Origin of the sequence: Mariniradius saccharolyticus AK6 (genome assembly GCF_000330725.2) — a bacterium.
GTDB classification, from domain to species: Bacteria; Bacteroidota; Bacteroidia; order Cytophagales; family Cyclobacteriaceae; genus Mariniradius; species Mariniradius saccharolyticus.
Window position 1 is genome coordinate 185,494 of sequence record NZ_AMZY02000003.1, and the last position, 26,274, is coordinate 211,767.

The 26,274-nt window shown below is 46.9% G+C and carries 23 protein-coding genes; 10 read left to right on the forward strand and 13 right to left on the reverse strand.

Annotated elements, in window-relative coordinates; genetic code table 11:
* Positions 1 to 19: 19 nt before the first annotated feature.
* Positions 20 to 679, reverse strand: a complete 660-nt coding sequence (gene fsa, locus C943_RS02080) for a fructose-6-phosphate aldolase (RefSeq protein ID WP_008623728.1) — start codon at positions 677 to 679, stop codon at positions 20 to 22.
* Between fsa and C943_RS21925 the strand changes: the two genes are divergently transcribed.
* Entirely contained in the window at positions 678 to 917 is a 240-nt protein-coding gene (locus tag C943_RS21925; RefSeq protein WP_157198395.1) for a hypothetical protein, read from the forward strand. The two genes, fsa and C943_RS21925, sit on opposite strands and share 2 nt — an antisense overlap.
* A gap of 288 nt (positions 918 to 1,205) precedes the next feature.
* Here the strand turns inward: C943_RS21925 and C943_RS02090 are convergent, their stop codons facing one another.
* From C943_RS02090 to C943_RS02100, 3 genes are all read right to left on the reverse strand, one after another.
* Positions 1,206 to 2,555, reverse strand: a complete 1,350-nt coding sequence (locus tag C943_RS02090; RefSeq protein ID WP_008623729.1) for a Gfo/Idh/MocA family protein — start codon at positions 2,553 to 2,555, stop codon at positions 1,206 to 1,208.
* Positions 2,556 to 2,559: 4 nt separating this feature from the next.
* Positions 2,560 to 3,231, reverse strand: a complete 672-nt coding sequence (locus C943_RS02095; protein WP_051069470.1) for a 3-keto-disaccharide hydrolase — start codon at positions 3,229 to 3,231, stop codon at positions 2,560 to 2,562.
* A gap of 423 nt (positions 3,232 to 3,654) precedes the next feature.
* Complete coding sequence (locus C943_RS02100) at positions 3,655 to 4,458, reverse strand: universal stress protein (RefSeq protein WP_008623731.1); 804 nt, start codon at positions 4,456 to 4,458, stop codon at positions 3,655 to 3,657.
* A 497-nt stretch (positions 4,459 to 4,955) separates the two neighbouring features.
* Here C943_RS02100 and C943_RS02110 point away from each other — a divergent pair, with 497 nt between their 5' ends.
* The 3 genes from C943_RS02110 to C943_RS02120 all read left to right on the forward strand — a co-directional run bounded on the left by C943_RS02110 (position 4,956) and on the right by C943_RS02120 (position 6,615).
* A complete protein-coding gene (locus C943_RS02110) occupies positions 4,956 to 5,849 on the forward strand; it encodes a sterol desaturase family protein (RefSeq protein WP_040478749.1) in 894 nt (297 codons plus the stop codon).
* 36 nt (positions 5,850 to 5,885) lie between these two features.
* Positions 5,886 to 6,137, forward strand: a complete 252-nt coding sequence (locus tag C943_RS02115; protein WP_008623734.1) for a hypothetical protein — start codon at positions 5,886 to 5,888, stop codon at positions 6,135 to 6,137.
* A 142-nt stretch (positions 6,138 to 6,279) separates the two neighbouring features.
* Complete coding sequence (locus tag C943_RS02120; protein ID WP_008623736.1) at positions 6,280 to 6,615, forward strand: rhodanese-like domain-containing protein; 336 nt, start codon at positions 6,280 to 6,282, stop codon at positions 6,613 to 6,615.
* Positions 6,616 to 6,724: 109 nt separating this feature from the next.
* Here the strand turns inward: C943_RS02120 and C943_RS02125 are convergent, their stop codons facing one another.
* On the reverse strand, positions 6,725 to 9,157 hold the full coding sequence (locus C943_RS02125) for a penicillin acylase family protein (RefSeq protein ID WP_008623737.1): 2,433 nt from the start codon (positions 9,155 to 9,157) through the stop codon (positions 6,725 to 6,727).
* A gap of 132 nt (positions 9,158 to 9,289) precedes the next feature.
* On the opposite strand from C943_RS02125, the gene C943_RS02130 reads away from it, so the two are divergent.
* The gene (locus C943_RS02130) at positions 9,290 to 9,703 is read left to right on the forward strand and encodes a Dabb family protein (RefSeq protein ID WP_008623738.1); all 414 of its coding nucleotides are present in this window, start codon (positions 9,290 to 9,292) and stop codon (positions 9,701 to 9,703) included.
* Positions 9,704 to 9,713: 10 nt separating this feature from the next.
* Here the strand turns inward: C943_RS02130 and C943_RS02135 are convergent, their stop codons facing one another.
* Entirely contained in the window at positions 9,714 to 10,124 is a 411-nt protein-coding gene (locus C943_RS02135; protein WP_008623739.1) for a hypothetical protein, read from the reverse strand.
* Positions 10,125 to 10,377: 253 nt separating this feature from the next.
* Positions 10,378 to 11,478, reverse strand: coding sequence for a peptide-methionine (R)-S-oxide reductase MsrB (gene msrB, locus C943_RS02140; protein ID WP_008623740.1), 1,101 nt, complete (start codon positions 11,476 to 11,478; stop codon positions 10,378 to 10,380).
* A gap of 225 nt (positions 11,479 to 11,703) precedes the next feature.
* Between msrB and C943_RS02145 the strand changes: the two genes are divergently transcribed.
* Both C943_RS02145 and C943_RS02150 read left to right on the forward strand, forming a co-directional pair.
* Positions 11,704 to 12,285 (forward strand): outer membrane beta-barrel protein, encoded by a 582-nt coding sequence (locus tag C943_RS02145; protein WP_008623741.1) that lies wholly within the window; start codon positions 11,704 to 11,706, stop codon positions 12,283 to 12,285.
* Positions 12,286 to 12,418: 133 nt separating this feature from the next.
* The gene (locus C943_RS02150) at positions 12,419 to 15,127 is read left to right on the forward strand and encodes a PQQ-dependent sugar dehydrogenase (RefSeq protein ID WP_245545496.1); all 2,709 of its coding nucleotides are present in this window, start codon (positions 12,419 to 12,421) and stop codon (positions 15,125 to 15,127) included.
* A gap of 95 nt (positions 15,128 to 15,222) precedes the next feature.
* Here the strand turns inward: C943_RS02150 and cas6 are convergent, their stop codons facing one another.
* From cas6 to C943_RS02175, 5 genes are all read right to left on the reverse strand, one after another.
* The gene (gene cas6 / locus C943_RS02155) at positions 15,223 to 16,092 is read right to left on the reverse strand and encodes a CRISPR-associated endoribonuclease Cas6 (RefSeq protein ID WP_040478683.1); all 870 of its coding nucleotides are present in this window, start codon (positions 16,090 to 16,092) and stop codon (positions 15,223 to 15,225) included.
* A 104-nt stretch (positions 16,093 to 16,196) separates the two neighbouring features.
* Positions 16,197 to 17,294, reverse strand: coding sequence for a redox-regulated ATPase YchF (ychF, locus tag C943_RS02160; RefSeq protein ID WP_040478687.1), 1,098 nt, complete (start codon positions 17,292 to 17,294; stop codon positions 16,197 to 16,199).
* A 10-nt stretch (positions 17,295 to 17,304) separates the two neighbouring features.
* The gene (locus C943_RS02165; RefSeq protein WP_040478751.1) at positions 17,305 to 18,387 is read right to left on the reverse strand and encodes an AI-2E family transporter; all 1,083 of its coding nucleotides are present in this window, start codon (positions 18,385 to 18,387) and stop codon (positions 17,305 to 17,307) included.
* Between the two features lie 102 nt (positions 18,388 to 18,489).
* Positions 18,490 to 18,819, reverse strand: coding sequence for a DUF3276 family protein (locus C943_RS02170; RefSeq protein ID WP_040478753.1), 330 nt, complete (start codon positions 18,817 to 18,819; stop codon positions 18,490 to 18,492).
* Between the two features lie 171 nt (positions 18,820 to 18,990).
* On the reverse strand, positions 18,991 to 19,338 hold the full coding sequence (locus tag C943_RS02175; protein WP_008623749.1) for a 4Fe-4S binding protein: 348 nt from the start codon (positions 19,336 to 19,338) through the stop codon (positions 18,991 to 18,993).
* A gap of 138 nt (positions 19,339 to 19,476) precedes the next feature.
* Between C943_RS02175 and C943_RS02180 the strand changes: the two genes are divergently transcribed.
* Complete coding sequence (locus C943_RS02180) at positions 19,477 to 20,487, forward strand: aldehyde dehydrogenase family protein (protein ID WP_008623750.1); 1,011 nt, start codon at positions 19,477 to 19,479, stop codon at positions 20,485 to 20,487.
* On the opposite strand, the gene C943_RS02185 is transcribed toward C943_RS02180, so the two are convergent.
* Positions 20,484 to 22,229: a sensor histidine kinase gene (locus C943_RS02185; RefSeq protein ID WP_040478690.1), complete on the reverse strand. Its 1,746-nt coding sequence runs from the start codon at positions 22,227 to 22,229 to the stop codon at positions 20,484 to 20,486. The genes C943_RS02180 and C943_RS02185 overlap by 4 nt on opposite strands.
* 107 nt (positions 22,230 to 22,336) lie before the next feature.
* Between C943_RS02185 and C943_RS02190 the strand changes: the two genes are divergently transcribed.
* Together C943_RS02190 and C943_RS02195 are read left to right on the forward strand one after the other, a co-directional pair.
* Positions 22,337 to 23,653 carry a TIGR00366 family protein gene (locus tag C943_RS02190; protein ID WP_008623753.1) on the forward strand — a complete coding sequence of 439 codons (1,317 nt, stop codon included), beginning with the start codon at positions 22,337 to 22,339 and terminating at the stop codon, positions 23,651 to 23,653.
* Between the two features lie 125 nt (positions 23,654 to 23,778).
* Positions 23,779 to 26,040, forward strand: a complete 2,262-nt coding sequence (locus C943_RS02195; protein ID WP_008623754.1) for an aconitate hydratase — start codon at positions 23,779 to 23,781, stop codon at positions 26,038 to 26,040.
* Positions 26,041 to 26,274: the final 234 nt, after the last annotated feature.

Consider the following 26,274-nt stretch of genomic DNA (forward strand, 5'->3'; position numbering starts at 1 on the left):
CCTCGGAAAACCTTTGGATTTACTTTCCTGCAGCCTTGGCATGGTCAGCCAAGAATTGGGCCAAACCACTGTCGGTCAGCGGATGCTTCAGCAAACCTGTAATGACCTTGAGCGGGCAAGTCGCCACATCGGCGCCGATTTCCGCACATTTGATCAAGTGCATGGTATGGCGAATAGAGGCAGCCAGGACCTGTGTCGCAAAGCCATAGTTTTGGTAAATCAACACCAATTGCTCGATCAATTCAAGCCCGTCATAAGAGACGTCGTCAAGTCTGCCGATAAATGGGGAAACGTAGGTAGCACCCGCTTTCGCAGCCAAAATGCCCTGTCCAGCAGAAAACACCAAGGTACAGTTGGTACGGATGCCCTCGCTGCTAAAGTATTTGATCGCCTTGACGCCCTCTTTGATCATCGGGATTTTGACCACGATTTTGTCGTCGATCTTGGCCAATTCCTTTCCTTCCCGGATCATGCCTTCAAAATCGGTGGCAATGACTTCCGCGCTGACATTGTCGTCCACGATATCACAGATGGCTTTGTAATGTGCACGGACGCGTTCTTCCCCGCTGATGCCTTCCTTGGCCATAAGGGATGGGTTGGTGGTGACGCCGTCCAATACACCGAGGTCGTAGGCTTCCTTGATTTCGTTGAGGTTGGCAGTATCGATAAAGAATTTCATGGGAATAGGTTTAAAGTTGACAGGTGCAAAGTTAGACGAAATATCAGGAACTGGAAGGGGGCAGGGGAGGAATGTCGGGACGCAGTTGGGGGACGTACCAAGTACGAAGTACAAAGTACTAGGTAAAGCCCCGCATTGCGGTCGGTTCACGGCAGGCATGGTTTTTGACCCCACCCCCTGGTCTGTGTCCTCACAGACCATTCCTGCCTACTATCCTCAGTTTCCGAACGCTTGCTAAAGGAATGCCGCCCCTTTGGTGCTTGATTGAAATCGGTTCGACTTTTGCGAAGGGCTGCACCCTTCTCTAGAAGATGGCGCCCCTTTTGGGGCTCTCGGACGTAAATCTGATCAAAGATCCCTCCCGCTGTGGTGTTCTCCCTCTCCGGGAGGAGAGGGTCGGGGTGAGGAGCCAAATCCCTATTCCCATTCATCATTCATCATTCATCATTCAAAATTCCCAAACCTTCCAACCTTTAAACCTTCCAACCTTTCCCCTAATCCCCATTCCCAGCCGCTCTTCAATTCTCTAAAATTTCCGATACTTTCCGCCCAAGTGCTTATTCGCTTTTTTCTCAGAGAACCGGGCTTTCTTGCTGTCCCAATGGAGCGTTTCGTTGGGGAACCTACCGGCAATCACACCCAATAGGATGGTTTCGGTAAGTCGGGCAGAGTATTCGAAAGGCGCGCTGCATTGCCCTTTTCCCAGACAGGCATCCACAAACTGATGGTAATGCTTTTTGCTTTCTCCGGCATAGTCCTTGACCGGTGCGCCAAGTTTGAACGGAGCCACGTCGAATTCCTGGTATTTCCCATCCACGATCCATCGGGGAAGTTCCATAAAGTGGGGCAGCAGCAACCTGCCTTTTTCTCCCATAAACATGGCGCCTTGTTCGGGTAACTTGTCCCCATTGGGAAGCTGCAAGTCGGCATGGTCTGCCGGGGCACCCGCACCATCATACCATACCCACTTGAGCGTTTCTGCGGTGTATGGGGTAGACGGGAATTCGTAGGTCACGATGTTGTTTTCAGGGAATCCGAATCCGGTGGGCTTGCGGCATTCGTTGCGGATGGTACGCGGGACATCCAACTGTAGGGCATTGTAAGGCGTATCGAAAATATGTACGCCCATGTCGCCCAGGGTGCCGCAACCGAAGTCCATGATTTTTCTCCAGTTGCCGGGATGGTAGAACCCCTCTTTGTAGGCGCGCTTGGGTGCCGTTCCCAGCCAGAGGTTCCAGTCCAGGTTTTCTGGAACTGGATCACTTCCTGTCGGTTCAGGACCGTCATATCCCCAGTTCTTGGGAGACCAGGCCCTGACCGTATGCACTTTGCCAATGATTCCCGATTGAATCAGGAGCGTGGCCAGCTTGTAATCGTAGAAGGAATGCACCTGAATACCCATCTGCGTCACCAGCTTCCTTTCTTCAGCCATCTTTTTCATGGCCCTAGCCTCCGTCACGTGATGGGTGAGGGGTTTTTGGCAATAGACCGGTTTGTCCATTTCCATCGCCATCAAGGAAGCAGGTGCATGGGTATGGTCAGGGGTGGATACGACCACGGCATCAAACTCATTTTTCATTTCCTTCAGCATCACCCGGTAATCGGGATAGCTTTTGGCATTGGGATACAGGGCTTTTGCACGGGCGAGCATTTTGCTGTCCACATCGCAAAGGCCCACGACTTCCACCTCCGGATGGGAAGCAATGGCTGCCAGGTCCTCCATGCCCATGCCCCCTAGGCCGATATGGACTGTTCGCAATTTGCCTGCGGCTTTTGCTTGTGCCAGGATGCTCGGTGCCAAAGCCAATCCTGCTACTCCTAAAGCTGACTTTTTGAAAAAGTCCCTGCGGTTGATCACCTGAAAATTCTTCTTCATCGGGTTATTGTTGTTTATTGGTTGATGGTAATTCTTTGATACGGATGTTTCGAAAATAGAGTAAATCCCCATGTCCCAAGAAGCCAATGTGGCCTTTGCTGCGCTGCAGCCCGGGGTGCTGTTGTTGGTCAAGGGTTCCATTTTTGCTGGCTTCCAAGTAATCGCCTTCAAGAATGGTGGTCCCGTTGAGGATCACCTTGATTTTGGGATGCTGGACGATTACCTCTTGCTGATTCCACTCACCAGCTGCTTTCAAATATCCGCGCTCGGCTGGCATGACGCCGTAGACGGAACCATGGTATTGGTAGACCTTCAGGTTGGCATATTTTTCGGCTTCATTGTCCAAGATCTGAATCTCCTTACCCACATAGGCAGCATCTCCTTCCAAAGGGGCATGGATGCCCAGGCCATTGTTGGCACCGGGAGTGAGTTTGAACTCAAATCGCAAAATGAAATTCCCGTATTCTTTCTCCGTGAAAAGATTTCCTCCGCCACCACCTTTGGGATCCACGACGATCATGCCGTTTTCGGCCCGGTATGCGGATTTATTGCCAATCCATCCTTCTAGGTTTCGACCATTGAAAAGCAGAGTGAAGCCATTTTCTGGGACTTCTTGGGCTTGGAGCCATCCAAATAGCAGCAGCAAGGGAACCGGTAGCAGGACTTTCAGTCTCATAGGATTGGTAGGTAAAAAGGATTGGAAAATACAGAAGCCGTCCGCGATGGAGCCTTTCTTGTAGCTTAAATAATCGAAAAAAACTGGATTAAAAAACTTATTGAAAAATTTAAAAAAAGGGTACGCTCCAGTACGCTTTCCTATTTCCACCAACACCCCTGAATTGATACTGCATGCATTCAAGTCAATCTTAATCCTCGATCCCGATGTCCGCCCATTGCTGTCTTATCCGACTCCAAAACCCAATTTTATTCTCAAACGATTACATGCCATTATCCCCAAGGTAATTTTCTGGAAAGAAGGCAATCTGGGCGCTTCACCAACGTCATCAATGGATCGAATTTTCCCCTTATCCCTTATCCCCTTATCCCTCATCCGCTAATCCCTAATCCCCAATCTCCTGTTCCTCATCAACTTAGCCAACTACTTCACCACCAACAACGGCACATGTGTATGGTAGGCCATTTGAAGGGAGTGGCTTTTGTTGAAAAGGTATTCGTAGAAGTTCTTGCTTTTGGAAATCATGGTAAGGATCGTCGCGGGGTTGATTTGAAGGAAAGTCGCGATGCCTTCTTCGAGACCGGCGGCCTGTACGAGCTGAAAATTAAGATCCAAATTGGGATATCTTTCCTTCAGGTAGACCTCCAATCCCTTGAACTCTATTTTTTTTTCGAAGGATTCTTCCAGCTCAACATGAAAGAAGGTGTACCGGAGGTCCAATCCCTTGGTGAGTTTGAAGATATGTTTGAAGTATCTTTCGTCTTCCTTGTTCAGTTCCAAGGCGACAGCTATTTGGTCCATTCTCTCCAGGCTTGCATCAGCAGGCACGGCCAAGACGGGAACTTTGGACTCTTTGATCACATGGCCTGTATTGGAGCCAATCAGGGCCTTTTTGATGCCACTGGCACCTTGGGTGCCCATGACGATAAGGTCGTATTCTTCTTGGTAGGCCAAAGATGTCACAGCGGAGGCAACACTTCCCTGCAGGATGCGGTAGTTCATTTCAAGGCCCGCTTCCTTACCCGCGGCCACAAGCTTCTTCAGGTCCTGTTTGGCCTCATGCTCGATCTGGGCGATGATTTCCGTGGCTTGGGCGGCAAAATCGTATACGGCGTAAAAGGCATACAACAAGGTGATGGATGCATGGTTCTTCGCTGCAAGGTTCTTTGCAAATTCGAGTGCCTTGTTGGCATTGTCGGAGAAATCGGTGGGGACGAGGATTTTCATGGTCTTTGGGTCTTGATATCGTAGGGGTCCTTATTTGGCCGGTCGGTTTTTTTTTTACCTAGGCCAATTTACCGAAAAAAAAGGGTAGGAAATGCTGATTTTGGTCAGTTGGAAAGTTGATTTTTTTGGTTTGGGGAAGGAAGCAAAAAAGTACGAGTTGTGGAATGGAGGATGGGAAGGTAAAGTATTCGTTTTGAAAACAGACGGATTGCGAAAGGAAGGCATTTGATGATGAAGATGCCAAAATCCGAGAAATGATAAAGGGCAGTTTTTTCATGGATAAAAATCATATTCCACTGTAACATTCGTCACGCTTTGGCGACTATTTCAGGGATATTTTTGGACCAAGAAAGAAAAATTAAAGGAAACTTACGGATGGGGGGCGAAAGTCTCCCAACATTCCATAAAGTGATTAGTTGTGGTTTATGGGAGTACCGAAAGAGGGCAATCAGTAGATTGTCCTTTTTCTTTCAATCAATTAAGTTAGTGACATGGAAATCGAAAAGTACATCAAGATCATCGGCGATTCTTACTACGGGTATTTCAATTACCTCGTCAACGAGATGTTTTATCCCTCTTGGCACAACTACTTTTGGTGGCTTCTGGGGTTGTCGGTAGGCGTGTGGCTCTTGGAGATTTTCTTGCCTTGGCGCGAAAAGCAAGCCATTTTCCGAAAGGACTTTTGGCTGGATGGCTTCTACATGTTTTTCAATTACTTCCTCTTTTCGCTCATTGCCTACAACGCGATTTCAAATGTGGCGGTGGAATTGTTCAATGATTTTCTGGGCCTGTTTGGTGTGGAAAACATCGTGGCCATCCATATCGAGTCTTGGCCTAGATGGGCGCAATTCCTGCTTTTGTTCCTGATTGCGGATTTTATACAATGGAATGTGCACCGCCTGCTGCATCGGGTGCCTGCACTTTGGGAGTTCCACAAGGTGCACCATTCGGTGGAGGAAATGGGCTTCGCGGCACACCTCCGCTTTCACTGGATGGAGACAATTCTGTACAAATCGGCACAATACATTCCGCTGGCGATGATTGGCTATGGGCTGGAGGACTTCTTCATCGTGCACATCTTCACTACGGCCATCGGGCACCTCAACCACGCGAATATCAAGTTGACGTACGGGCCCTTGAAATTCATCCTTAACAATCCCGTCATGCACCTTTGGCACCACGCCAAGGCTTTGCCCAAGAATATGCCCTACGGAGTGAATTATGGGATCACGCTGAGCCTTTGGGACTACCTATTCAAGACTGACTACATTCCACATGAAGGGGAATATGAGCCCCTGGGTTTCGATGGGATGGAGGAGTTTCCAAAAACATTTTGGCAACAAGTGACCTATCCGTTTTTTAAAAAGAAGTCGAACGAGGATGCCGAATAGCAGGCATTCCCGTTCCCATGAATAAACGATAAGAAAATGAAATCCAGCCTCAATAATTGGAGATTTGTCATCCTGCTTTGCCTAACCTTGGGTTTGGCGCCCTTTGTACCTGAACCTCATATCTGGGGAAAAATCCGCTGGATTGCGGGCGGCGCCAAAGGAATGGCCGCGCTCGATTGGTTTGATTTTTTCTTCCATGCTATTCCCTGGATCTTGTTGCTGAGGTTGATTGTACTCAAAACGACGGGAAAGCTTGGCAAGCCGGAAGCGAAGACAGCCGCAAAGTAACTCCCTGTGTGATGAAGGTTACTGTATGAGGGCAGGCCTTGCCCGTAAATTTGCTTTACAATAAATCAAAAATGGCCAAGGGCGGGTGAAACACCATCGTTGCGCTGACATCCAGAGTAAGCAATCTCAAATCACACATACCATGTTCAATTTCTTTAAAGCAAAACCAAAAACGTATTCGGACCTTTCTTGTGAAGACTTCAAGAAGGGCATGAACGAAAAAGACGCCGTCATCATCGACGTCAGGACCGCCGGTGAATTCAACTCAGGCAAACTCAAAGGTGCCCGTAACATCGACATCATGGGATCCGGATTCATGGCACAGGTCCAAAATCTTCCCAAGGACAAAAAATACTACCTCTATTGCCGCAGCGGCAACCGCAGTGGCCAAGCTTGTGAGGTGATGGCCAAGTTGGGATTCGAAAACTTGAACAATATGGCTGGCGGCATCATGAGCTGGCCTTACGAAGTTGTATAAATTAGATTGGGTTGAATGGTGTTGAAGTCCAGCCTCGGTTTCCGGGGCTGGACTTTTTTTGATTGCTGTACTTCGAAAAAACCCGGCAGAGCACCTTGCTCGTGGTAGGTTATTCGTTTTTTGGGCTAAGAAGGATGTTCTCCACTGCTGCCTTTTCGATCATCGTACCTTCAAAATACACCGGGAAATACTGGTCCTTTGCCCAAAGCGGGAACAGATTGCCATAAAAAGGGCTAGCTGGATTTCCCGATTGACCAGGGGTATTTGTTCCCCGGGATTTTTCCCAATCCGCAGTATCCACTATCAACCGAAAAGAAGCCCCAAAATTGTTGTTGTCTCCGTAGCCTGTGGCCGAGGGGCTAAAGCTGTAACCACCTCTCGGAGCAGGCCCAAAGTCCAGTAGCTGCTGGATTTCTGGCTTGACCAAGGCGCTGAGCGGGTGCCGCAGCAGCGCGTGTTTGTAGGCGTTTTGGCCGTATTGCCATTTTTGTATGTCGGGGCCAAGCTTGATCTCGAGCTTCGAAATGGCTTTTTCAAAAGTCGTGATTAAGAAGGAATCTCTTCTTTGCTGCGGATTTGCCTCAAACACCATTTCCGGGTGCGACATCCATTCGAGGACCTTGGTCATTTGGATTTGCCCATACAAATCATGCACCGCTTCGGGCACCACAAGTGGCTTCAGGTCTTCGCGGATGGTACGCTCCCACATGATATAGATTGCTGCCGGAATGGAGCCTGCCTCAAGGTTTTTGTCCCATTGGTTCAAAAGCAACTGCATATCGGAAAGTCTCTTTTCCTGTAGCTGCAAGTTGGTCAGCATGGGAACCAAAATCCGTGCAGGTAAGGCTTGATGGTCATTTTGCAGTTGTTGCATGAGTGGCAAGCTTGCTTTTTCGGTTTTTCCAAGCACCTGCCTTATTCGATCTCCACGGAAGGCATCCGCCCACTCATAGCCCAATGCCTCGGGAAACGGGTAATATGCAGGACTTACGTTTTCATTTGCCGTGACGATGAAGCCTTCTTTTGGATTCATGCTATGGGGTCGGTCCAGCATCGGCAAAATCCCATCCCAATCCATGCTGCCATCGCCCAAGGTAGCCACCAAGCCCGAGTGCTTGCGGCGTATGGGACTGATCCCCGTAGCCTGCCAACCGATGTTGCCTTCCTTGTCAGCCCAGACCATGTTTTCGGCAGGTACATGATTGTACTTGCAAGCTTCACGGAATTCCTCCCAACTTTTGGCTTGCCCCATGCGGAGGCTAGCCAAGTAAGGTGCCCCGCCGGCACGCAGCCAAGCGCATTCGACAGCCACGGCTTTGTGCAATAGGGTATCTACAAAAGTCACCGGTCCATGAACCGTGTAGTGATGGAGGACGATTTTTTTACCCACATTTTTGACCAAGATCGTATCGGAAACAGTATCCATTTTTTTCCACTTCCCAGCGTGGAAATAACGGGTCGGATCATTGGGGTCAAGGTCATACACCCGCAGGTCTTCCATATCAGTTTCAAAAATCGTCAATCCCCAAGCCCCCTGCGGATTATGTCCGATCGAGACACCGGGAATGACCGGCTCACCGCCACCTACGACATCCCAACCCGGACCATGGAGGTGCACCCAATAGCGCAATGACGGGACAGCGATGGAACGGTGGGGGTCATTCGCCAACATCGGGAAGCCACTTTCCGTCCGTGATCCATGGATTACCCAATTGTTGCTGCCGTCATGCGCTCTTTCCAACGATTCTATCCCTTCTTCCTCGGTTGTCGCCAATAGGGATAAATCTTCGATTCCGGCCCGATAGGATGCTTGGATATCTTCCGGAAGAAACTTCAACGGGGCACGAAAGGCATTGTAGGGTGCCAGGATATCTTTTTCCAGCAATTCCTTGGGAATATTGGGGTGGAGGCTCAGGTCGGGTCGATTTGGATGGAAATAGTGGATGAATGCTGTTTTTTCTGGTCCAATCATGCTGACCATCCTTGAGAATGAGAGTTCGTCCTTTACGTTTTCCAAAAGGCCCTGATGCCGCGAAATCACCACTTCCCATGTCCAAGGCTCCGGAAGGATATTCAAAAGTTTAAATTCCAGCGGGAGTAGGGCAGGATTGGCACGCGCCTCGGCGATGTAGGCGTTGACGCCGCGGACAAAGGACTCGATGATTTGTTCTCCGCGCGGGTGATAGTGGTTCAGTTCAGTCGATTTTGCTCCCCTGTATTTGAACAGGCGTACACCTTGATCACGCGCAAGTTCCCGTTCACCGAAAATCTCCGCCATTGTCCCAGTAGCTTGTCGCCTCCATATTTCAAATTGGAACAATCGGTCCTTAGCGGCCAAGTATCCTTGGCTGAAAAAAAGGTCAGCCTCCGTTTCCGCGAAAATATGGTTGATGCCGGCAGAGTCCCGCAGTACCCTGACTTCTTTTTCCAGGCCATCGATTCGGATTTGGGTATTTTGGGCGAATAGGGGGATGCAGCAAGAGCATACCAACGTCGCGGCAAAGAATAGTTTATACTGAAACCTGAGAGCGAACTTGTACACGGATATGGATTTTGGGTTTGGGGATTGGGTAATAATTTCGCCAAAAAAGATGTTCGGAAAATAAAAATTGGATAAACGGTAGGGTCCTGTATTTTCGAACTTTGGAAATTAGGCCATCAAAACTTTCGCGCTATGAAAACAAGGTACCTATTCGTATTGCTTTTGACCGCTGCCTGCCAGCAAGCCCCCAAGGAAGTCATCAAAGAAGAAAAAATCATCGAAAAGAAAATCGTTATGGACAAAGCGCTCAGGCACGTAGTATTGTTCAAGTTTAAAGACAGTTCTCCCCAGGCCGAGGTTGACAAGGTTGTAGAAGCTTTTATGGCACTTTCGGATAAAATTGACGTCATCCAGTCATTGGAGTGGGGTACCAACAACAGTCCTGAAGGATTGGCGCAAGGATTCACCCATTGTTTTTTGGTGACCTTTGCTTCGGAGGCTGATAGGGATACCTACCTGCCACATCCTGAGCATAAGGCTTTTGTGGAGGTATTGGGGCCTCATTTGGACAAAGTATTGGTCGTGGACTATTGGGCAACAAAATAGGGATTAGTATCTAATCCCTATTTACCGGAAGTTCACTGTTTTTCTGGTGCTCGTTGTCGCCTATGTTGACCACCTCGATCACGACAAAATTGCTGGCGCCTCGCCAAGGGAGGGCGTTCAAATATTCCTTGTAGCGTAATTCTACAAATCGTCCACTTGCCCGTTCCAACTTGGCAGCGACCTCATCGTCCTTGGCGCTGAACCTGAATTCGTTGCTTTGAAGTGCCCCTGCCGTCGGGCTTTGGAAGCCTTCCTGCACGATACGGCCTTCCCAGGTTTTGAAGACGTAGCCTTTCTTTTCAAAGTAGTTGAGGTTTCCGGCCTTGATTCCTTCTCCGAATACAAAATAGTACCTCCAATAGAATACCCCGGCCAAAATTACCACCAAGGCAAACAGGGCAATTTTTACAAATTTGTTCATAGTAACGTGAAGCGCGTATTGAGTTGAAAATTGTTTTGGATAAAAATATCCTTACAATTTGGGATTATTGGGCGAATAAAGCAACTTTCAGCCACGGGGCTCGGAGGATTTTTTCAATAGGTATGCATTGAGCGATAAAAACCGATTTTGCCTTGAATATCACAAAGAGATTCTGCCCGGAATAGCTGACAGTGTCTTCACTTTGTCCTGCACAGTAGGTGTACGAGTTAGACCTTCCAAGCTTTCCAAGCTCCTAATCCACTGTCCAAAGCCATTTGCCGTAGCCTTCCTTTTCCATGTTTTGTTTGGGGATGAAGCGCATCGCGGCGGAATTCATGCAGTAGCGTAGCTTGGTTGGTTCGGGCCCGTCGTTGAATACATGCCCCAAGTGGGAATCTCCCAATTTGCTCCTCACTTCGACCCGAACCATCCCGTAACTCGAATCAGTCGGTTTGTCGATCAAGCGTGCATCCAAGGGCTTGGTGAAGCTTGGCCATCCCGAGTAGGATTCGTATTTGTCCGAGGATGAAAAGAGGGGTGCGCCAGACACAATGCAGACATAGATTCCTTTTTCCTTGTTGCCGTTGTATTCGTTGCTGAAAGCACGTTCCGTTTCTTCGTGCATGGTCACGGCAAACTGAAGTGGGCTGAGCCGCTCTTTGAGCTCTTTTTCACTGGGTTTCTTGTATTGGGTTTCCGGCTTGGTTGGCCAATGTGCTGCAATAAAGGCATCACGTCCTGAACCTTTTCTATAGGCGTAGTAGTCATCCGGATTTTTCTTGTAGTAATCCTGGTGGTAGTCTTCCGCGGGATAGAAGTTGGTAAACTTAATGATGGGCGTCACGATCGGTTTTTCGAACACCTCTGATTTTTTGAGCTTTGCGATAGAGGCTTCTGCCGCATCCTTTTGAAGTTTGTCATGAAAAAAGATCGCAGAGGTATATTGAAAACCGCGGTCATAAAATGAGCCGCCTTCATCCGTTGGGTCGAACTGCTGCCAAAAGATGTCCAACAGTTCGCTGTAGCTGATGATGTCAGGGTTGAAGGCGATCTGAACGGACTCGCGGTGGGTGGTTTTGCCGCCCGCCACCTGTTCGTAGGTAGGGTCTTTTTCCTTGCCACCCGCATAGCCTGAGGTGACGGAAATAATGCCGTCGATTCCCTCAAACGGGGCTTCGATACACCAAAAGCAGCCTCCTGCAAAAGTTGCGAGTGCCGTTGGCCCTGCATAAGTGCTTGTTTCCTCGTTTTCCGAAATTTTTTCTTTTCCGTTTTCAGCTTTGGAACAGGCCAAAAAACTGAACAGAAAACTGGTCATAAATACCAAAGTGAGGATTTTCTTTCTTGATTTCATATATAAACGTGCTGTTTGATCAGTGTCAATGGATTTTGGGTATGGTTTTGGTTGAAATACTAAACAGTGATTTTCAACAATTCCCTTTGATCAATATATGGTTTTGGATTCGATACACGTTTGATAACAGAATTTTGGATGATTCTGTTTGTCTCCAAAAGTTAAGAAACCTAAAACAAAATTCACTAAACCAACTATTATTACTCACACTAAACCAACACAAAGATGAAAAGCAGAAATTTTGTATTGTTTGGGTTCGTGCTGCTACTTGCCGCGGCGACCCAGGAAGTCAGCGCCCAATCCAAGGGTGGAATCGGAATCAAGGGTGGCTTGAACTACAACTCCAATGGACAGTATTTCAAGGACGCAGAGGCGATTTGGGGTGATCCCATGAACAATCTCGGTTACCATGTCGGGATGTTCGGGAAAATCAATGCTGGCCCTGTGTTTTTCAGGCCTGAGGTGTATTATACCAACCTGAAGTCGGAAATCAACATGGTGACGCTGCAAACAAAACGACTCGACGCGCCGGTGCTCGTAGGTATCCACCTTTTTGGACCTTTGGTTTCGGTCTTTGGCGGACCTTCGTTTCACTATTATTTGGAAGATGAACTGCGTGGATTTGATTATGATAAATTCAACGCAGGTTATCAGTTTGGTGTCGGTCTGAATCTTGGAAGTGTTGGGTTAGACCTGCGGTACGAAAAGGTACTAAATGGACAATCTGTAGACATCGATCAAGTATTTACTGGCACCGATGATTTCAAATTTCAACAACTCATACTGGGTCTGTCATTCAAGTTTTGAAAGCCCTCAAAAAATCGAAATAGAAACTCCGAAATCCATTTAATCAATCCCCGAACCTCTCGGGGATTTTTTTTGGCTTCGCAATCAACATTTGATTAGCTTTTAGGTTGACAACTCATACCTATTTGAACCCATGATGCCAAATAAATTAAGACTGCTACTCATTGCCTTGCTCGCCGCATTTTCCTGTAGGACAGAGGAAGAAAAGTTTGTCACCGAGAAACCCGACGAAAACCGATTTACAAAGATCACTTTGATAGAAAAGTTGGATGAGCCGATGGAACTGGAGGTCTTGGAGGATGGCAGGGTGATTTTTACCGAGCGAAAAGGGAAGTTGCGTATGTACGAGCCTACTACCGGAATCGCTAAGGACATTGGATTTTTGCCGGTTTATTTCGAGGCGGAGGATGGTTTATTGGGCTTGGCGAAAGATCCTGGATTTAAGGATAACCATTGGATATATCTCTATTATTCTCCTATTGGTGAAAAGAGTATCAACCGGCTGTCTCGGTTTACACTGGTGGAGGACATCTTGGATATGGGTTCGGAAAAGATAATGCTGGAGATTCCACATTTCAGAGGCTGTTGCCACAGCGGTGGTTCTTTGGAGTTTGATGCAAAAGGGAATTTGTTCCTTTCCTTGGGAGATGATTCGACCCCATTTGAATCCGATAATTACAACCCGATTGATGAACGTCCCGGAAGACCCGAAAACGTTGACGCGCAGCGGAGTTCCGCAAACAGCAATGACCTCAGAGGCTCGATTCTGCGGATTACGCCACGGCCTGATGGCAGCTATACGATTCCTGATGGGAATCTATTCCCCGTCGGTACTCCGAATACGCGTCCGGAAATCTATGTAATGGGCAACAGGAACCCATTTCGTATTTCCGTAGACCAGAAAACCGGAACATTGTATTGGGGCGAAGTAGGTCCGGATGCGCAGGAAGACAGTTTGCGACGAGGTCCAAGGGGTCACGACGAGATCAATCAGGCGAAAGGGCCGGGCTTTTTTGGTTGGCCGTACTTTGTAGGTAACAACAAGCCGTATTGGCATTACAACTTCGAGACGAAGGAAAGCGAATTTGAGTACGATCCCAAGGCTCCTGTCAACAATTCCCCCAACAATACGGGAGTTAATATCCTCCCACCTGCCCAGCCTGCTTTTATTTGGTATCCATATGCGGACTCGGAGGAATTTCCGATGCTGGGTTCAGGAGGGCGGAATGCGATGGCTGGCCCTGTCTACTACCATGACATGTTTCCGAAAACCGAGGTGAAATTCCCCAAATATTACGACGGGAAGCTTTTTGTGTATGATTGGATGCGGAATTGGATATTCACGGTCACCTTGGATGAAAACCAAGACCTCGACACCTTGGAGCGTTTTATGCCTTCGACGGTTTTTGACAAGCCGGTGGATATGCAGTTTGGTCCAGACGGTAGTTTGTACATATTGGAATATGGCACTTACTGGAGTGCGCAAAACGATGATTCGGGCATTTACAAAATCGAATTCAGCGCAGGAAACAGAAAGCCGATCGCAAAAGCCGCTGCGGACAAAACCCAAGGGGCGGCACCGCTCAGTGTCAATTTCGATTCAGAAAAGAGTTTTGACTTTGACGAGGGAGATAGCTTGCTGTATCAATGGGATTTCGAAGGAACCGGGAAAAATATGTCCACTGGTCAAGAGGCATCCCATACGTATTCCCAACCTGGAGTTTACAAGGCAAAATTGACGGTGAAGGACAAGGAAGGCTTGGAATCATCTGCAGAAGTGGAGATAGCGGTTGGCAACGAGCCGCCGCAGATTGACATTCAATGGACAGGAAACAAGTCATTCTATTTTGGGAAAGGGCCTATAGACTATCAGGTGACTGTGACTGACAGAGAAGACGGCGATGGAAACAACGGTGTCCTGGAACCGACAAGTGCCCGGCTTACCTGGGATTACCTGCCGGAGGGCTTTGATAAAATAGAATCCGGGCTTGGACACCAACAGCCCACCCTCAGTGCGTTTTCGGTAGGGGAGGGATTGATTGTGAAAAGCGGCTGCAATGCCTGCCATGGTGTCGATAATGTATCCATTGGGCCGAGCTACACGCAGGTGGCTTTGAAATATGAAGACAAGACGGATGCAAAGAATTATTTAATGCAAAAGATCACGGCAGGCGGGGGCGGAGTCTGGGGGGAGCGGCAAATGCCAAGCCATTCCCATATTGCCCAAACCGATATCGGGCATATGGTGGATTATGTGCTCTCACTTTCTCCCAAGTATCAAAGTAATATTTCCAACCAAATACCGCCGAGTGGCTCGCTGATATTGGATAGGCACGATGGATCTAATGGGAAAGGTGTTTACCTGTTTACAGCGAGCTTTCAGGACAAGGGCGCCACTGGCATCAAACCGATCTTGAGGCAGGAACAAATTACGCTTCGCAATCCTTTGATTTTGGCGGCGGATGCCGACGAGTTTGTGGGGACGGCAAAGGCCAATTTCCGCGATTCCCGCCTTGTGAAGTTTACCGAAAACAAATCTTACTTGGTGTTCCGAGATATCGATCTCACGGGATTGAAGGAATTGGTACTTGCCTTGGATCCAAACCGCAAAACAGGTTGGTTCGAATTGCGCTTGGGTGGAGTTGACGGAAGGATCCTCGCAAAATCCCAGGTCATTAGCAATGATTCCCGTCCCAAAAATTCCCAGGAAAAATGGTTCGACATTACCATGAAGATGGAACCTTCCTTTGATCAAGGGGATCTATACCTCGTGTTTCACACAGAAACCGGAGTGGATATTTGGGGTTCATTCTTGCTGCACACCGTGAGATTCAAGAATTGATCAATTTCGGTGTCGCGTATCCTCTTACGTTACTTGGAGGCAAATTGCGAACCATTCCAAAACGAAAAAACCTGGCTATCAGCCAGGTTTTCTTTTTACATATCGTCAGGACCTTCTTCGAGTTCCGTAGGTTTTTGCCTTTCGGAGGATTTGTAAGGGACAAATCCTTCTCGCTTGAATTTATAAGGCTCTGTTCTCTGGTTTGGCGCATGGTTTGCCAAGTCGAGCATTCCGAATCCCTTGTGGGTAAAGGCGCCCAAGCCGCATTTGAAAACGAAGTCTTGAACCTCTTTGGCAGCATAGAGGGTAAATGGCAAAGTGTAACCACGAACCTCATACTTTACATCCATGTCGTACACGGAATAGATTCTAGCGAATTTCTTTTGCTGTTCACGGAGCTTGTTGACATAGTTCATGTCCGGAACCACCTGGAACTTGTAGAAAGATTCCATTTGCTCGGGCGTGTACCATCCTGACCGTTCCATCCTGGTCAATGTGGACTCGTACAACAGGTCCGAAAACTCATCTGTGTCGGGATTGATGAATCGTTTGCCTGATTCGTCATTGAATGCCGGGGTCAGCAAAACCAATGGAGAGATGCAGACAAACTTATTGGATGTCTCCAATGCAGGCTCTATTTCCTGCTCCGTGTACTCTGGCGAAAGAATCAAGTTCCCCAATTCAACCTTTGGTGTTTCGAAAACCTGCTCCAACAGATAGTCCATGAATTTTTCATTGGGTGATGAAAGCACAAGCGTGACCAAGCTGGAATAGTAATGAAGACCGCTTCTACTCACTTTGGTCTGTCCTTTCAGACCAGAGAAGTTGAAGTAATTGTAATTGAAAAACTCTTCCTTGCCTCCTTTCACAATCAAACCTTTCAGGAACTGTGCCAAGATGTACTGGTGATGGAATGGCAAATAAGCTCCCTTGTTTTTTAACGAAAATATTAATCTTATTCTCACGGTTTTTTAGAAAAAAAGAAATGAAACAATTTTTTTAGGAAATCAAACGTACTGCAATTTTTTCAGATTCTTGCAAAAGTACAAATTTTTTTTCAATTGTTTTGCTATACATTGAAGCGAAAATGCATGATATCGCCGTCTTGTACGATGTATTCTTTACCCTCAATTGCAATCTTTCCGTTCTCGCGGCACCCTGCCTCGGATTTGTACAATTCGTAGTCCGAAAGCTTGATCACTTCCGCTTTGATAAAGCCTCTTTCGAAGTCAGTATGGATCACACCTGCTGCTTGAGGCGCCTTCCAGCCCTTTTTGATGGTCCAAGCGCGCACTTCCTGTACCCCTGCGGTGAAGTAGGTGATGAGGTCGAGCAGTTTGTACGCGGCGGCGATCAGTTTGTTGAGCCCGCTTTCATCCAACCCATATTCAGAAAGGAACATGGCTTTTTCGTCGGCATCTTCAAATTCGGCGATTTGCGATTCGATAGCTGCACATAGCACGATCACTTCTGCATTTTCCGATTTTACCGCTTCGCGCAGTTGGTCCACGTATTTGTTGCCGGTTAGGATGTTTTTCTCATCGACATTGGCCACATATAGCACGGGTTTGATGGTCAGGAGGTGCAGGTCACGCACCACTTCAAGGTCTTCTTTTTCCACATCCACAGAACGGGCATTCAATCCGGATTGGAGGCCGTCCTTGAATTTATTTAGGATTTCAACGTCTTTTTTGGCCTTTGCATCCCCGGATTTCGCGATTTTTTCAAAACGCTGGATTTTTTTCTCGATCGACTCAAGGTCTTTCAATTGAAGTTCAGTATCTATCACTTCCTTGTCAAACACCGGGTCGACACCGCCTGCTACGTGCACGATGTTGTCGTCTTCGAAGCAGCGAACCACATGGATGATGGCATCCACCTCACGGATATTTGCCAGAAATTTGTTGCCAAGCCCTTCACCTTTACTCGCTCCCTTTACCAAACCTGCGATGTCGACAAACTCGATCACCGTTGGGATGACACGCTGTGGCTTTACCAAGCCCTCGAGTATACCCAGCCTCTTATCGGGAACGGTGACGACGCCAACGTTCGGCTCTATGGTACAAAAAGGAAAATTTGCCGCTTCGGCCTTTGCACTAGATATGGCATTGAATAAAGTAGACTTGCCTACGTTGGGCAACCCAACGATTCCGCACTGTAATCCCATGGATGGTTGATTAAATTTTGAAGATTTTGTAGTCCTTATATCCCCTGTAAAACTCCGACACGGACACCCGTAGAATCGTATATACAGGGATGGCAAAGATCATTCCGAGCACCCCGGCGATTTTTGCCCCGGCAAAGATAACAACAAAAATTTCAAGAGGATGGGCTTTTACTGATTTGGAGAAAATCAATGGCTGTAGCACGATATTATCGGTTAATTGCACGACCGAAAAAACCGATAGTATCTTCACCACCATGAATACGATATCATTGGAATCATTGAATTCTCCTGTTGTCAATCCGACGATAACCCCAAATGAAGCACCAAGAATCGGCCCTGCATAGGGAATCAGGTTGGCGACTGCCGCAAACATGGCGATTGTCAGCGCGTAGTTGATGTCCATCAGGGTGAGTCCAATGGATGCCATCGAAAAAATGATCGAAATCTGCACCAATAGGCCCACAAGGTAGTTGGATAGCAGCTTTTCGACTTTGCTAAACGTGGACACGGCAAGTTCAAAATAGGCGTTTGGTACAAGGCTCATGATGTTTCTTCGTAGGAGACCATTCTCCAGCAATAAGAAAAACGTGATGAATGCAACTGCCATAAATGCGATAAAAAAGGAGCTAGTCGTATTTACGATCGTATTGATGATTCCTTGAAACTGAATCTTGCTGAAGCTTGAAATCAGACTTTCCCGCACTTGAAGGATCAGGAATCCAGGTTCGCTTTTGATCACACCGTACCGGATGAGTAGGTCTTCGATCTTTCCCACAGGATTTTGGATTTGCTCATACACATAATCCAAATCGTAGGACCCGATGATGCGAAGTTGGTCGCTGATCAACGGCACAAACAGCAAGCCTGCGAGGAATACAATAAATGCCACCAATAGATAGGACATCAATATGGCCATCCATCGTGGGGGGTGTTGCCCAAGGATGTGGAATGAATTGATTCGATTGGTAAGCGGGCGCAAAATCGCCGCTAGCACAAGGGAAAAAATGAGGTAAAGTGTGATGTTGGAAAAGTACCAACCGACTACCAAAAAAATCAGGATTGCAATAAACAGAATGACGACCGGCCTCTTCATAAAATTGGAAAAAAGGAAAAGAAACAAATACAGTCGAAACTCCCCCGACCTAGTTCCCGAAAATAAGGAATTTGTTTCTTTTCCTCGGTGCTTATCGGGACATTACTCCCATTTCAATTCATCGTCGTATTCGCTCTCGGACTCCTGGTTGTCAAACTGGGAGAAATCGAAATCTGGCATGAGGTCGTTTTTCACGTGTTCAACTGTATGTTGAAGCGCCTCGAGAAACTTGCCGAAATCCTCTTTGTACAGGAAGATTTTGTGTTTTTCAAAAACAAAGGAATCATCCCTCATTCTTCTTTTACTCTCGGTAATGGTGAGATAGTAGTCGTTTGATTTTGTTGATTTTACGTCAAAAAAGTACGTTCTCTTACCTGCCTTTACTCTCTTGGAGAAGATTTCTTCTCTGTCATTTCCTCTGTGATCTTCCACTGTCCAAAGATGTTTTGTGTGATTAGCGTGCATTTGGTGGGACAAGTTAAATCAATAAAAAAAAAATATTCAAGCGATTAAAAAGTTTTTTTTGAAACAGCAGTGGGCGATTTGCCAGTATCATGAAATAAGATTCGCCATAAAATAAAAAAAGAGGGCTGCCCCTCTTTTTTATTCACCATGCATGTAGACCTTTTTAGCCAACAGCGTTTCTTCGGATTCCCTGTGGTCAGGATCATCCACGCAGCAGTCTACGGGGCATACCGCGGCGCACTGGGGCTCTTCGTGAAACCCCGTACATTCGGTGCATTTCTCTGTTACGATATAGTAAAATTCGTCGGATCTTGGTTCCTGTTTCTCGCTGGCATCGATGACCGTGCCGTCTTCCAATGTGACTTCTTTCAATTTGGTTCCACCTGCCCAGGTCCATTCAATGCCGCCTTCATAGATGGCAGTGTTTGGGCACTCTGGTTCACATGCACCACAGTTGATGCATTCGTCAGTTATCATGATTGCCATGGCGTGTAATTTTTTGCCGTAAAGTTAATAAGACAATAACACTTGCACCAAGAAAAAGTTGTCATGCTAATTAATTTAATTTCATTCCGGTCGGGTTGTAATTTGGAGCAATGGGTATCTTTGCCCAAAATATCTGTGATGAGTCTTGAGGATCGAATAGCGGCATTTGCGAAATTGGGTGAACGTATCGGGCACCTTTCTGATGACGAGCGCGAAGATCTTTATCAGAGAGCTGAAGCCCAAAACCGCTGGTTTACCCATAGGGAGGTTGCCGCGGCATTGGATGCTTGGTATGATTTGTTGACAGAAGAAGCGCTTCAGGCTTGGCTTGACGGCTATCATTTGGGAGAAATACCCAATCCCAAGTCCATCGGAATCATGATGGCTGGAAACATACCCGCAGTCGGTTTTCACGACCTGATGGCTGTGTTATTGGTAGGGCACAAGGCCTGTGTCAAACTGAGTTCATCCGACGCGGTATTGATGGGATGGTTGATCCGGAATTTGCTGGAAATAGAGCCTCGGTTTTCCATTACGATTGAGGAATTTCTTAAAGCCAAAGATGCTTATATCGCTACTGGAAGCGACAATTCGGCTCGATATTTTGAATACTACTTTGGAAAATATCCCAATGTCATCCGAAAAAACCGGACTTCGGTAGCGATACTGAACGGCGACGAAAATGAATCAGACCTTCAGGCTCTAGGTAGGGATGTTTTTCAGTATTATGGTCTCGGATGTAGAAATGTCTCCAAGCTTTATGTGAATGGCATGGAGAGTATCCGCAGGTTTTTGGACGCTGTGGAGAACTATAAGTATGTGGCCGATAACCATAAATATTTCAACAACTACGAATACAACAAGTCCATCTACCTTGTCAATCGTGAGCCCCACTTGGATAACGGATTTCTTCTAGTCCGGGAAAGTGAGGGATTGGTTTCGCCGATTTCGGTGGTTTTTTATGAGATATACAACGACGAATATGAGTTGAAAAATAGCCTATCAAAGATATCTGACAAAATTCAATGCATCTTGAGCAAGGATGCTTGGTACCCCCAAAGCCTTCCATTTGGCGAAGCGCAATGCCCTGCTTTGGATGATTATGCGGACGGAGTCGACACAATTGGGTTTCTCAAAAGTCTTGTCTAGCCTTTAGGTATGTTGAAGGTGAATTCGCTGCCTAGGGATTCTTGACTTTGGATTTGGAGTTCGCCACCATTTTTCTTGACATACTCATGCACGAGTAGCATGCCTAGGCCTGTACCGCCCTCTTTGTTTTTCCCTGGTGTTGTGAACGACTCTCTTCTCCTCAATTTTTCAAGGTTTTCGGCATTGATTCCCAAGCCCGTATCTTTCACCTTTACCTGGACTTCCCTGCCCATATCTTTTAGGATTATCGTAACCAAGTCGCCTTTCCCCGAAAACTTGATCGCATTGCTGATGAGGTTGCGTAAGGACAGGTCAATCATGTTTTTGTCTGCAAAAACTTCCAAATTACCGTACCGCTGAACCCTCAAGGTGATCCCCTTTTCCTTGGCCATATTTTCGAACAGATCAAATTCCTGGTTCACCAATTTTTCCAAATCAAAGAATTTCTTTTGGATAAACTCTCCCTTCATTTGGCTGCTGGTCCATGCGAGGAGATTCTCCAATAGGATGGAAACTGAATCCATGCTTTTGTTGATTTCGGGCAGGATATCAAAAAAATCATCCCGGCTTACATCGCCATTTTGGGAGAGCTTGATAAGTTCCCTGATGCCAAAAATTGGCCCTTTTAGGTCGTGTGAAATGATCGAAAACAGCTTGTCCTTGAGGCTGTTCATGTTTTTTAATTCCTCGCTTTGCCGAAGAATCTGGTTCTGAATTGACTTTTCCTGGGTAATGTCCTCAAAAAGCACGAGCATGCCCGTTACGTTTGATTTGCTGCCGAGCATCGGGATAAACTCCACTGAATAGTCCCTCGCAATTTCCCCAATTTGCAGGCTTGCCTCTGTTTTGGCTTGCTCTTTTTTGGAAAGGAAGGCTTCCAAGCTTTCGCTGCCCGGAATCACCCCCGCGATGGATTTGCCGATGATCTCGCTCGGTTTTTTCCCAATCCATTTTTTGATTGAGGGGTTGAAGTCGATGATCCGGAGGCTTGGGTCAAATACCAAGATGCCTTTGGTGATGACTTCGAAGACCTTGTCCCTTGCAATCGGCCTAATGTTGAAAAGCTCAAACCTCAGCAAGCCGATACCCACGAAAATGTACATAAACAAAAAAGCATATGGGGTAAGGTCTATATGCTCAAAAGGACGATAGCCAAAGAGATACACAAGGTTGAAAACCCAAGGCACAAATCCCGCCAACAACAACAGGTAGGTTTGGTTTTTGAAGAAGGCTTCTGCAAAACGAAACCTGTACACAAGAAGGAGACTGCCTGTAAACAGCGAAATGTAAAAGAATCCAACGTGTACGTAATACCATGGACCCACGGTAATCGCCAAAAGCGGAAAGGGGCCATCCAAATAGAGATCGACTTCTTTATAGTGTAGGTGATGCCAGGGGTTTGATACTACGAGGAGAAATGTGAGAATAGGGATACCAAAGACCAGCGGGAAAAACTTGCGGGATGTCCATTTGTGTAGTCCCGTATATTTGAGACAGAACCAAAGCCATGTGCCCGGCGCAAAAGCAATGCCCACATATTCAATCCTTACCCATCGAAGCATGGCTTCCAGGGTGCTTGAGGACAGCTCAAAGCCATACGCCAAAGCCCAAATCGCCACGAGAAGCATGGTAATAGCAAACCACCTGACAGAATCTCCAAGCCTATAGATGATTACAGAGGAAATACCTGCCACTATCATACCCGAAATCAACAGGGTGACCGAAAAAATATTGAAATCCAAGGTGATTGGTGTTAAGGATGGCTTAAAAGTAAAGAAATTTTCAAAGTAAAAAGGATTTATTATTTTTTTGTATTCCGGCGATCAATATGGAACAACAACGGAATCAGATGTATAAACAAACTAAGAAACTGGTCAGTTTTCCCACCACTTTTGAAATAGCCATTTTTTTGAGTGTGGTCGTATTTGTGGTGGTTTGGCTCTTTTCACCGCCTGGTATACAGGGAGAATCGATTGAACCGACTCAGATACTATCATTTTGGCGAAAAGGATTTTGGGAACTATTGGAGTTTACCATGCAGATGATCATGATCCTCGTGTTGGGATATGCCTTGGCAACTTCGGGTCCAGCTCAAAAACTTTTGGGAACGCTAGTCGTGATTTCCAACACCAATACAAAAGCTGTTGTTGTTACCGGCACGACCGCAATCGTTGCGGGCTACTTGAACTGGGGATTTGGGCTTATTATTGGAGCTATTTTGGCGCGGCAAATTGGGCAGGCTGCCGCTAAATCAGCTTCAAACATCAACTACCCGCTCGTTGGGGCCTCAGGATATTTGGGAATGTTGGTCTGGCACGGAGGACTGTCGGCATCCTCATCGCTCAAGGTTGCGGAAGAAGGACATTTTTTATCGGAGACGATTGGAGTCATACCGATTTCCCAAACGATCTTTTCGGCGACCAACCTTTGGATCAATCTTGCACTTGTCGTGGCCTTGGTGACTTTGATGTATTTCATGTCCAAAAGAAAATTTGAAGGCCTCGAGCTTTCTGGTGACTTGGAGAAAAATGATCAAAGCCTGATCCTACAAGGCAAGGGCATGATGGGTAAGGTTCTCGGGATTTTGATTTTGGCACTTTGTGTTTCCGATTTTTTTGCCGCGGACAACCGAGGATTGAGCTTCATAGACCTCAATTATGTCAATCTTGCTTTGATGGGTTTGGGTTTTTTGCTGTTTGGGGATGTGGAGGCATACTTTCGGGCTATTACGAGAGGGTTATCTGCTTCTACGGATATTTTGGTTCAGTTTCCCTTCTACGCGGGTATTTTGGGTATGATGAAATATTCCGGTTTTCTGGCTGTCGCGAGTGAATGGTTTTTTCAAAATGTATCGGCACAGTTTTTTCCGTTGATGGCTTTTGCAAGTGCTTCTTTGATAAACTTATTCATTCCCTCTGGAGGTGGACAATGGGCTGTGCAGGGCCCAATCTTGATGGATGCTGGTTACAAACTGGGAATAAACCCCGCTGACCTGATTTTGGCATTTTCATATGGGGATCAGGTGACCAATATGCTTCAGCCCTTTTGGGCTTTGCCCCTACTTTCGATCACGGGAATTCCTGCGAAAAGTCTGTTGAAATACACGGTTTTTTATTTTCTGGTGTCCTTCTTGGTGTTTTCTGTTGGTATATACGCCTTCATGTAGTGCAGGTGCATGACCGTCCGTAGAAATAACCAAGGCTTACTGGAATTTGCTTCCAATTTTGGCCTGATTTTTTAACTTTGCGAACGATTTAAAAAAACCTTCTCATTTTATTAAATACAAGTCCAATGGCATTTGACATAGAAATGATAAAGGCGGTATATGGCAACTATCCCACAAGGATTGCCGCCGCTAGGAAGGCTGTCGGAAGACCGCTTACCCTGACAGAAAAGATTTTGTATGCCCACTTGACGCAAGGTGCAGCGACCGAAGCCTACCAAAGAGGCGGTTCATACGTGGATTTCAATCCTGACCGGGTTGCCATGCAAGACGCGACTGCCCAAATGGCCCTTTTGCAGTTTATGCAAGCTGGTAGGGACAAGGTCGCGGTACCATCTACGGTACACTGTGATCACCTGATCCAGGCAGAAATCGGTGCAGATGCTGACTTGCAAAAAGCCAAGGATAAAAACAGGGAGGTTTATGACTTTTTGGCCTCTGTGTCCAATAAATATGGGATCGGATTTTGGAAGCCGGGAGCCGGTATCATCCACCAAGTGGTATTGGAGAACTATGCGTTTCCAGGCGGTATGATGATCGGAACTGACTCACACACGCCTAACGCAGGCGGATTGGGAATGATCGCAATCGGTGTTGGTGGTGCTGATGCCTGTGACGTGATGGCTGGACTTCCATGGGAGTTGAAATTCCCAAAATTGATTGGTGTGAGATTGACTGGCAGACTTTCCGGCTGGACATCAGCTAAGGATGTGATTTTGAAAGTGGCTGGAATCCTTACTGTGAAAGGCGGTACAGGGGCTGTTGTGGAGTATTTCGGCGAAGGCGCACGTTCATTGTCGGCCACTGGAAAAGGAACAATATGTAACATGGGTGCTGAAATCGGTGCCACGACTTCAATTTTTGGCTATGACGAAAAATCAGAGGCCTATCTGAGAGGGACGGATCGTGCCGAAATCGCGGAGATGGCCAATTCGATTAAAGAACACCTGACTGGTGATGCCGAAGTCTACGCAAATCCCGAAAAGTACTTCGATCAAGTGATCGACATCAATCTTTCAGAATTGGAGCCACATATCAATGGTCCTTTTACGCCTGATTTGGCTTGGCCATTGTCCAAATTCGCCCAAGCCGTGAAAGAAAACGGTTGGCCGGCAAAGTTGGAGGTTGGTCTTATTGGTTCATGTACCAATTCTTCCTACGAGGATATTTCGCGGGCTGCTTCTCTTGCCCAACAGGCAGTTGACAAGAAGCTTATCGCCAAGTCAGAATACACGATTACTCCTGGATCAGAACAAGTTCGCTTCACTGTAGAGCGGGATGGTTTCTTGGGTGTTTTTGAAAAAATGGGCGGCGTGGTCTTGGCAAATGCCTGTGGACCTTGCATTGGACAGTGGGCGCGTCATGGTGCCGAAAAACAGGAAAAGAACTCAATCATTACTTCCTTCAACCGAAACTTTGCAAAGCGTGCGGATGGGAACCCAAACACCCACGCGTTTGTGGCTTCTCCGGAAATCGTGACCGCTATGGCGATCTCAGGTGACCTTACATTCAATCCCGTTACCGATACCTTAATCAACGAAGAAGGTAAAGCAGTCAAGTTGGATGAGCCAAAAGGCCTTGAATTGCCGACAAAAGGATTTGCCGTAGAGGATGCGGGCTACCAAGCTCCGGCTTCCGATGGATCCAAGGTTCAGGTGATCGTGGATCCAAAATCAGACAGACTCCAGCTATTGGCTCCTTTCCCGGCATGGGAAGGTACTGACCTCAAAGGACTAAAGCTTCTTATCAAAGCCAAAGGCAAATGTACTACTGACCATATTTCGATGGCAGGTCCATGGTTGAGGTTCAGGGGACACCTGGACAATATCTCCAACAACATGCTCATCGGTGCCGTCAATGCCTACAATGGTGAAACCAACAAGGTGAAAAACCAATTGGGTGGCGGTTATGGAGAGGTGCCTGCGGTACAGCGTCAATACAAAGCCCATGGTATCGGGTCCATCGTGGTAGGAGATGAAAACTACGGAGAAGGTTCGTCTCGTGAGCATGCGGCTATGGAGCCTAGATTTCTCGGTGTACGTGCGATCTTGGTGAAGTCGTTCGCAAGGATTCACGAAACTAACTTGAAGAAGCAGGGGATGTTGGCCTTGACATTTGCCAATCCTGCGGATTACGATCTCATCCAGGAAGATGATTCGATCGACATTCTTGGTTTGACGGATTTCGCTCCAGGAAAGCCATTAACCGTCGTATTGCACCATGCGGATGGCAGCAAAAATGAAATCAAAGTCAATCATACCTACAATGAAGGCCAAATTGGTTGGTTCAGGGCAGGTTCGGCTTTGAATTTGATCAAAGCGTCGATTTGATAAATATCAATAAATCAACAAAGCCCGGGGTTTCAATTCCGGGCTTTTTTTTTGTTTTCCTTTAAATTCAAGACAGTTTTTTTCCAATAAGCAGTTTTTTGCTGCTGGTAACCAAAAAATTGTGATTGCTTGATCCTAAGCTTTTTTTGGGATTCTGAGCAAGAGAGCGGTTAAGAAAACAAAAAGAGAAGGTAATCATTTGAAGTAATTGGTGGCATCGGAAAACCGTAGAAT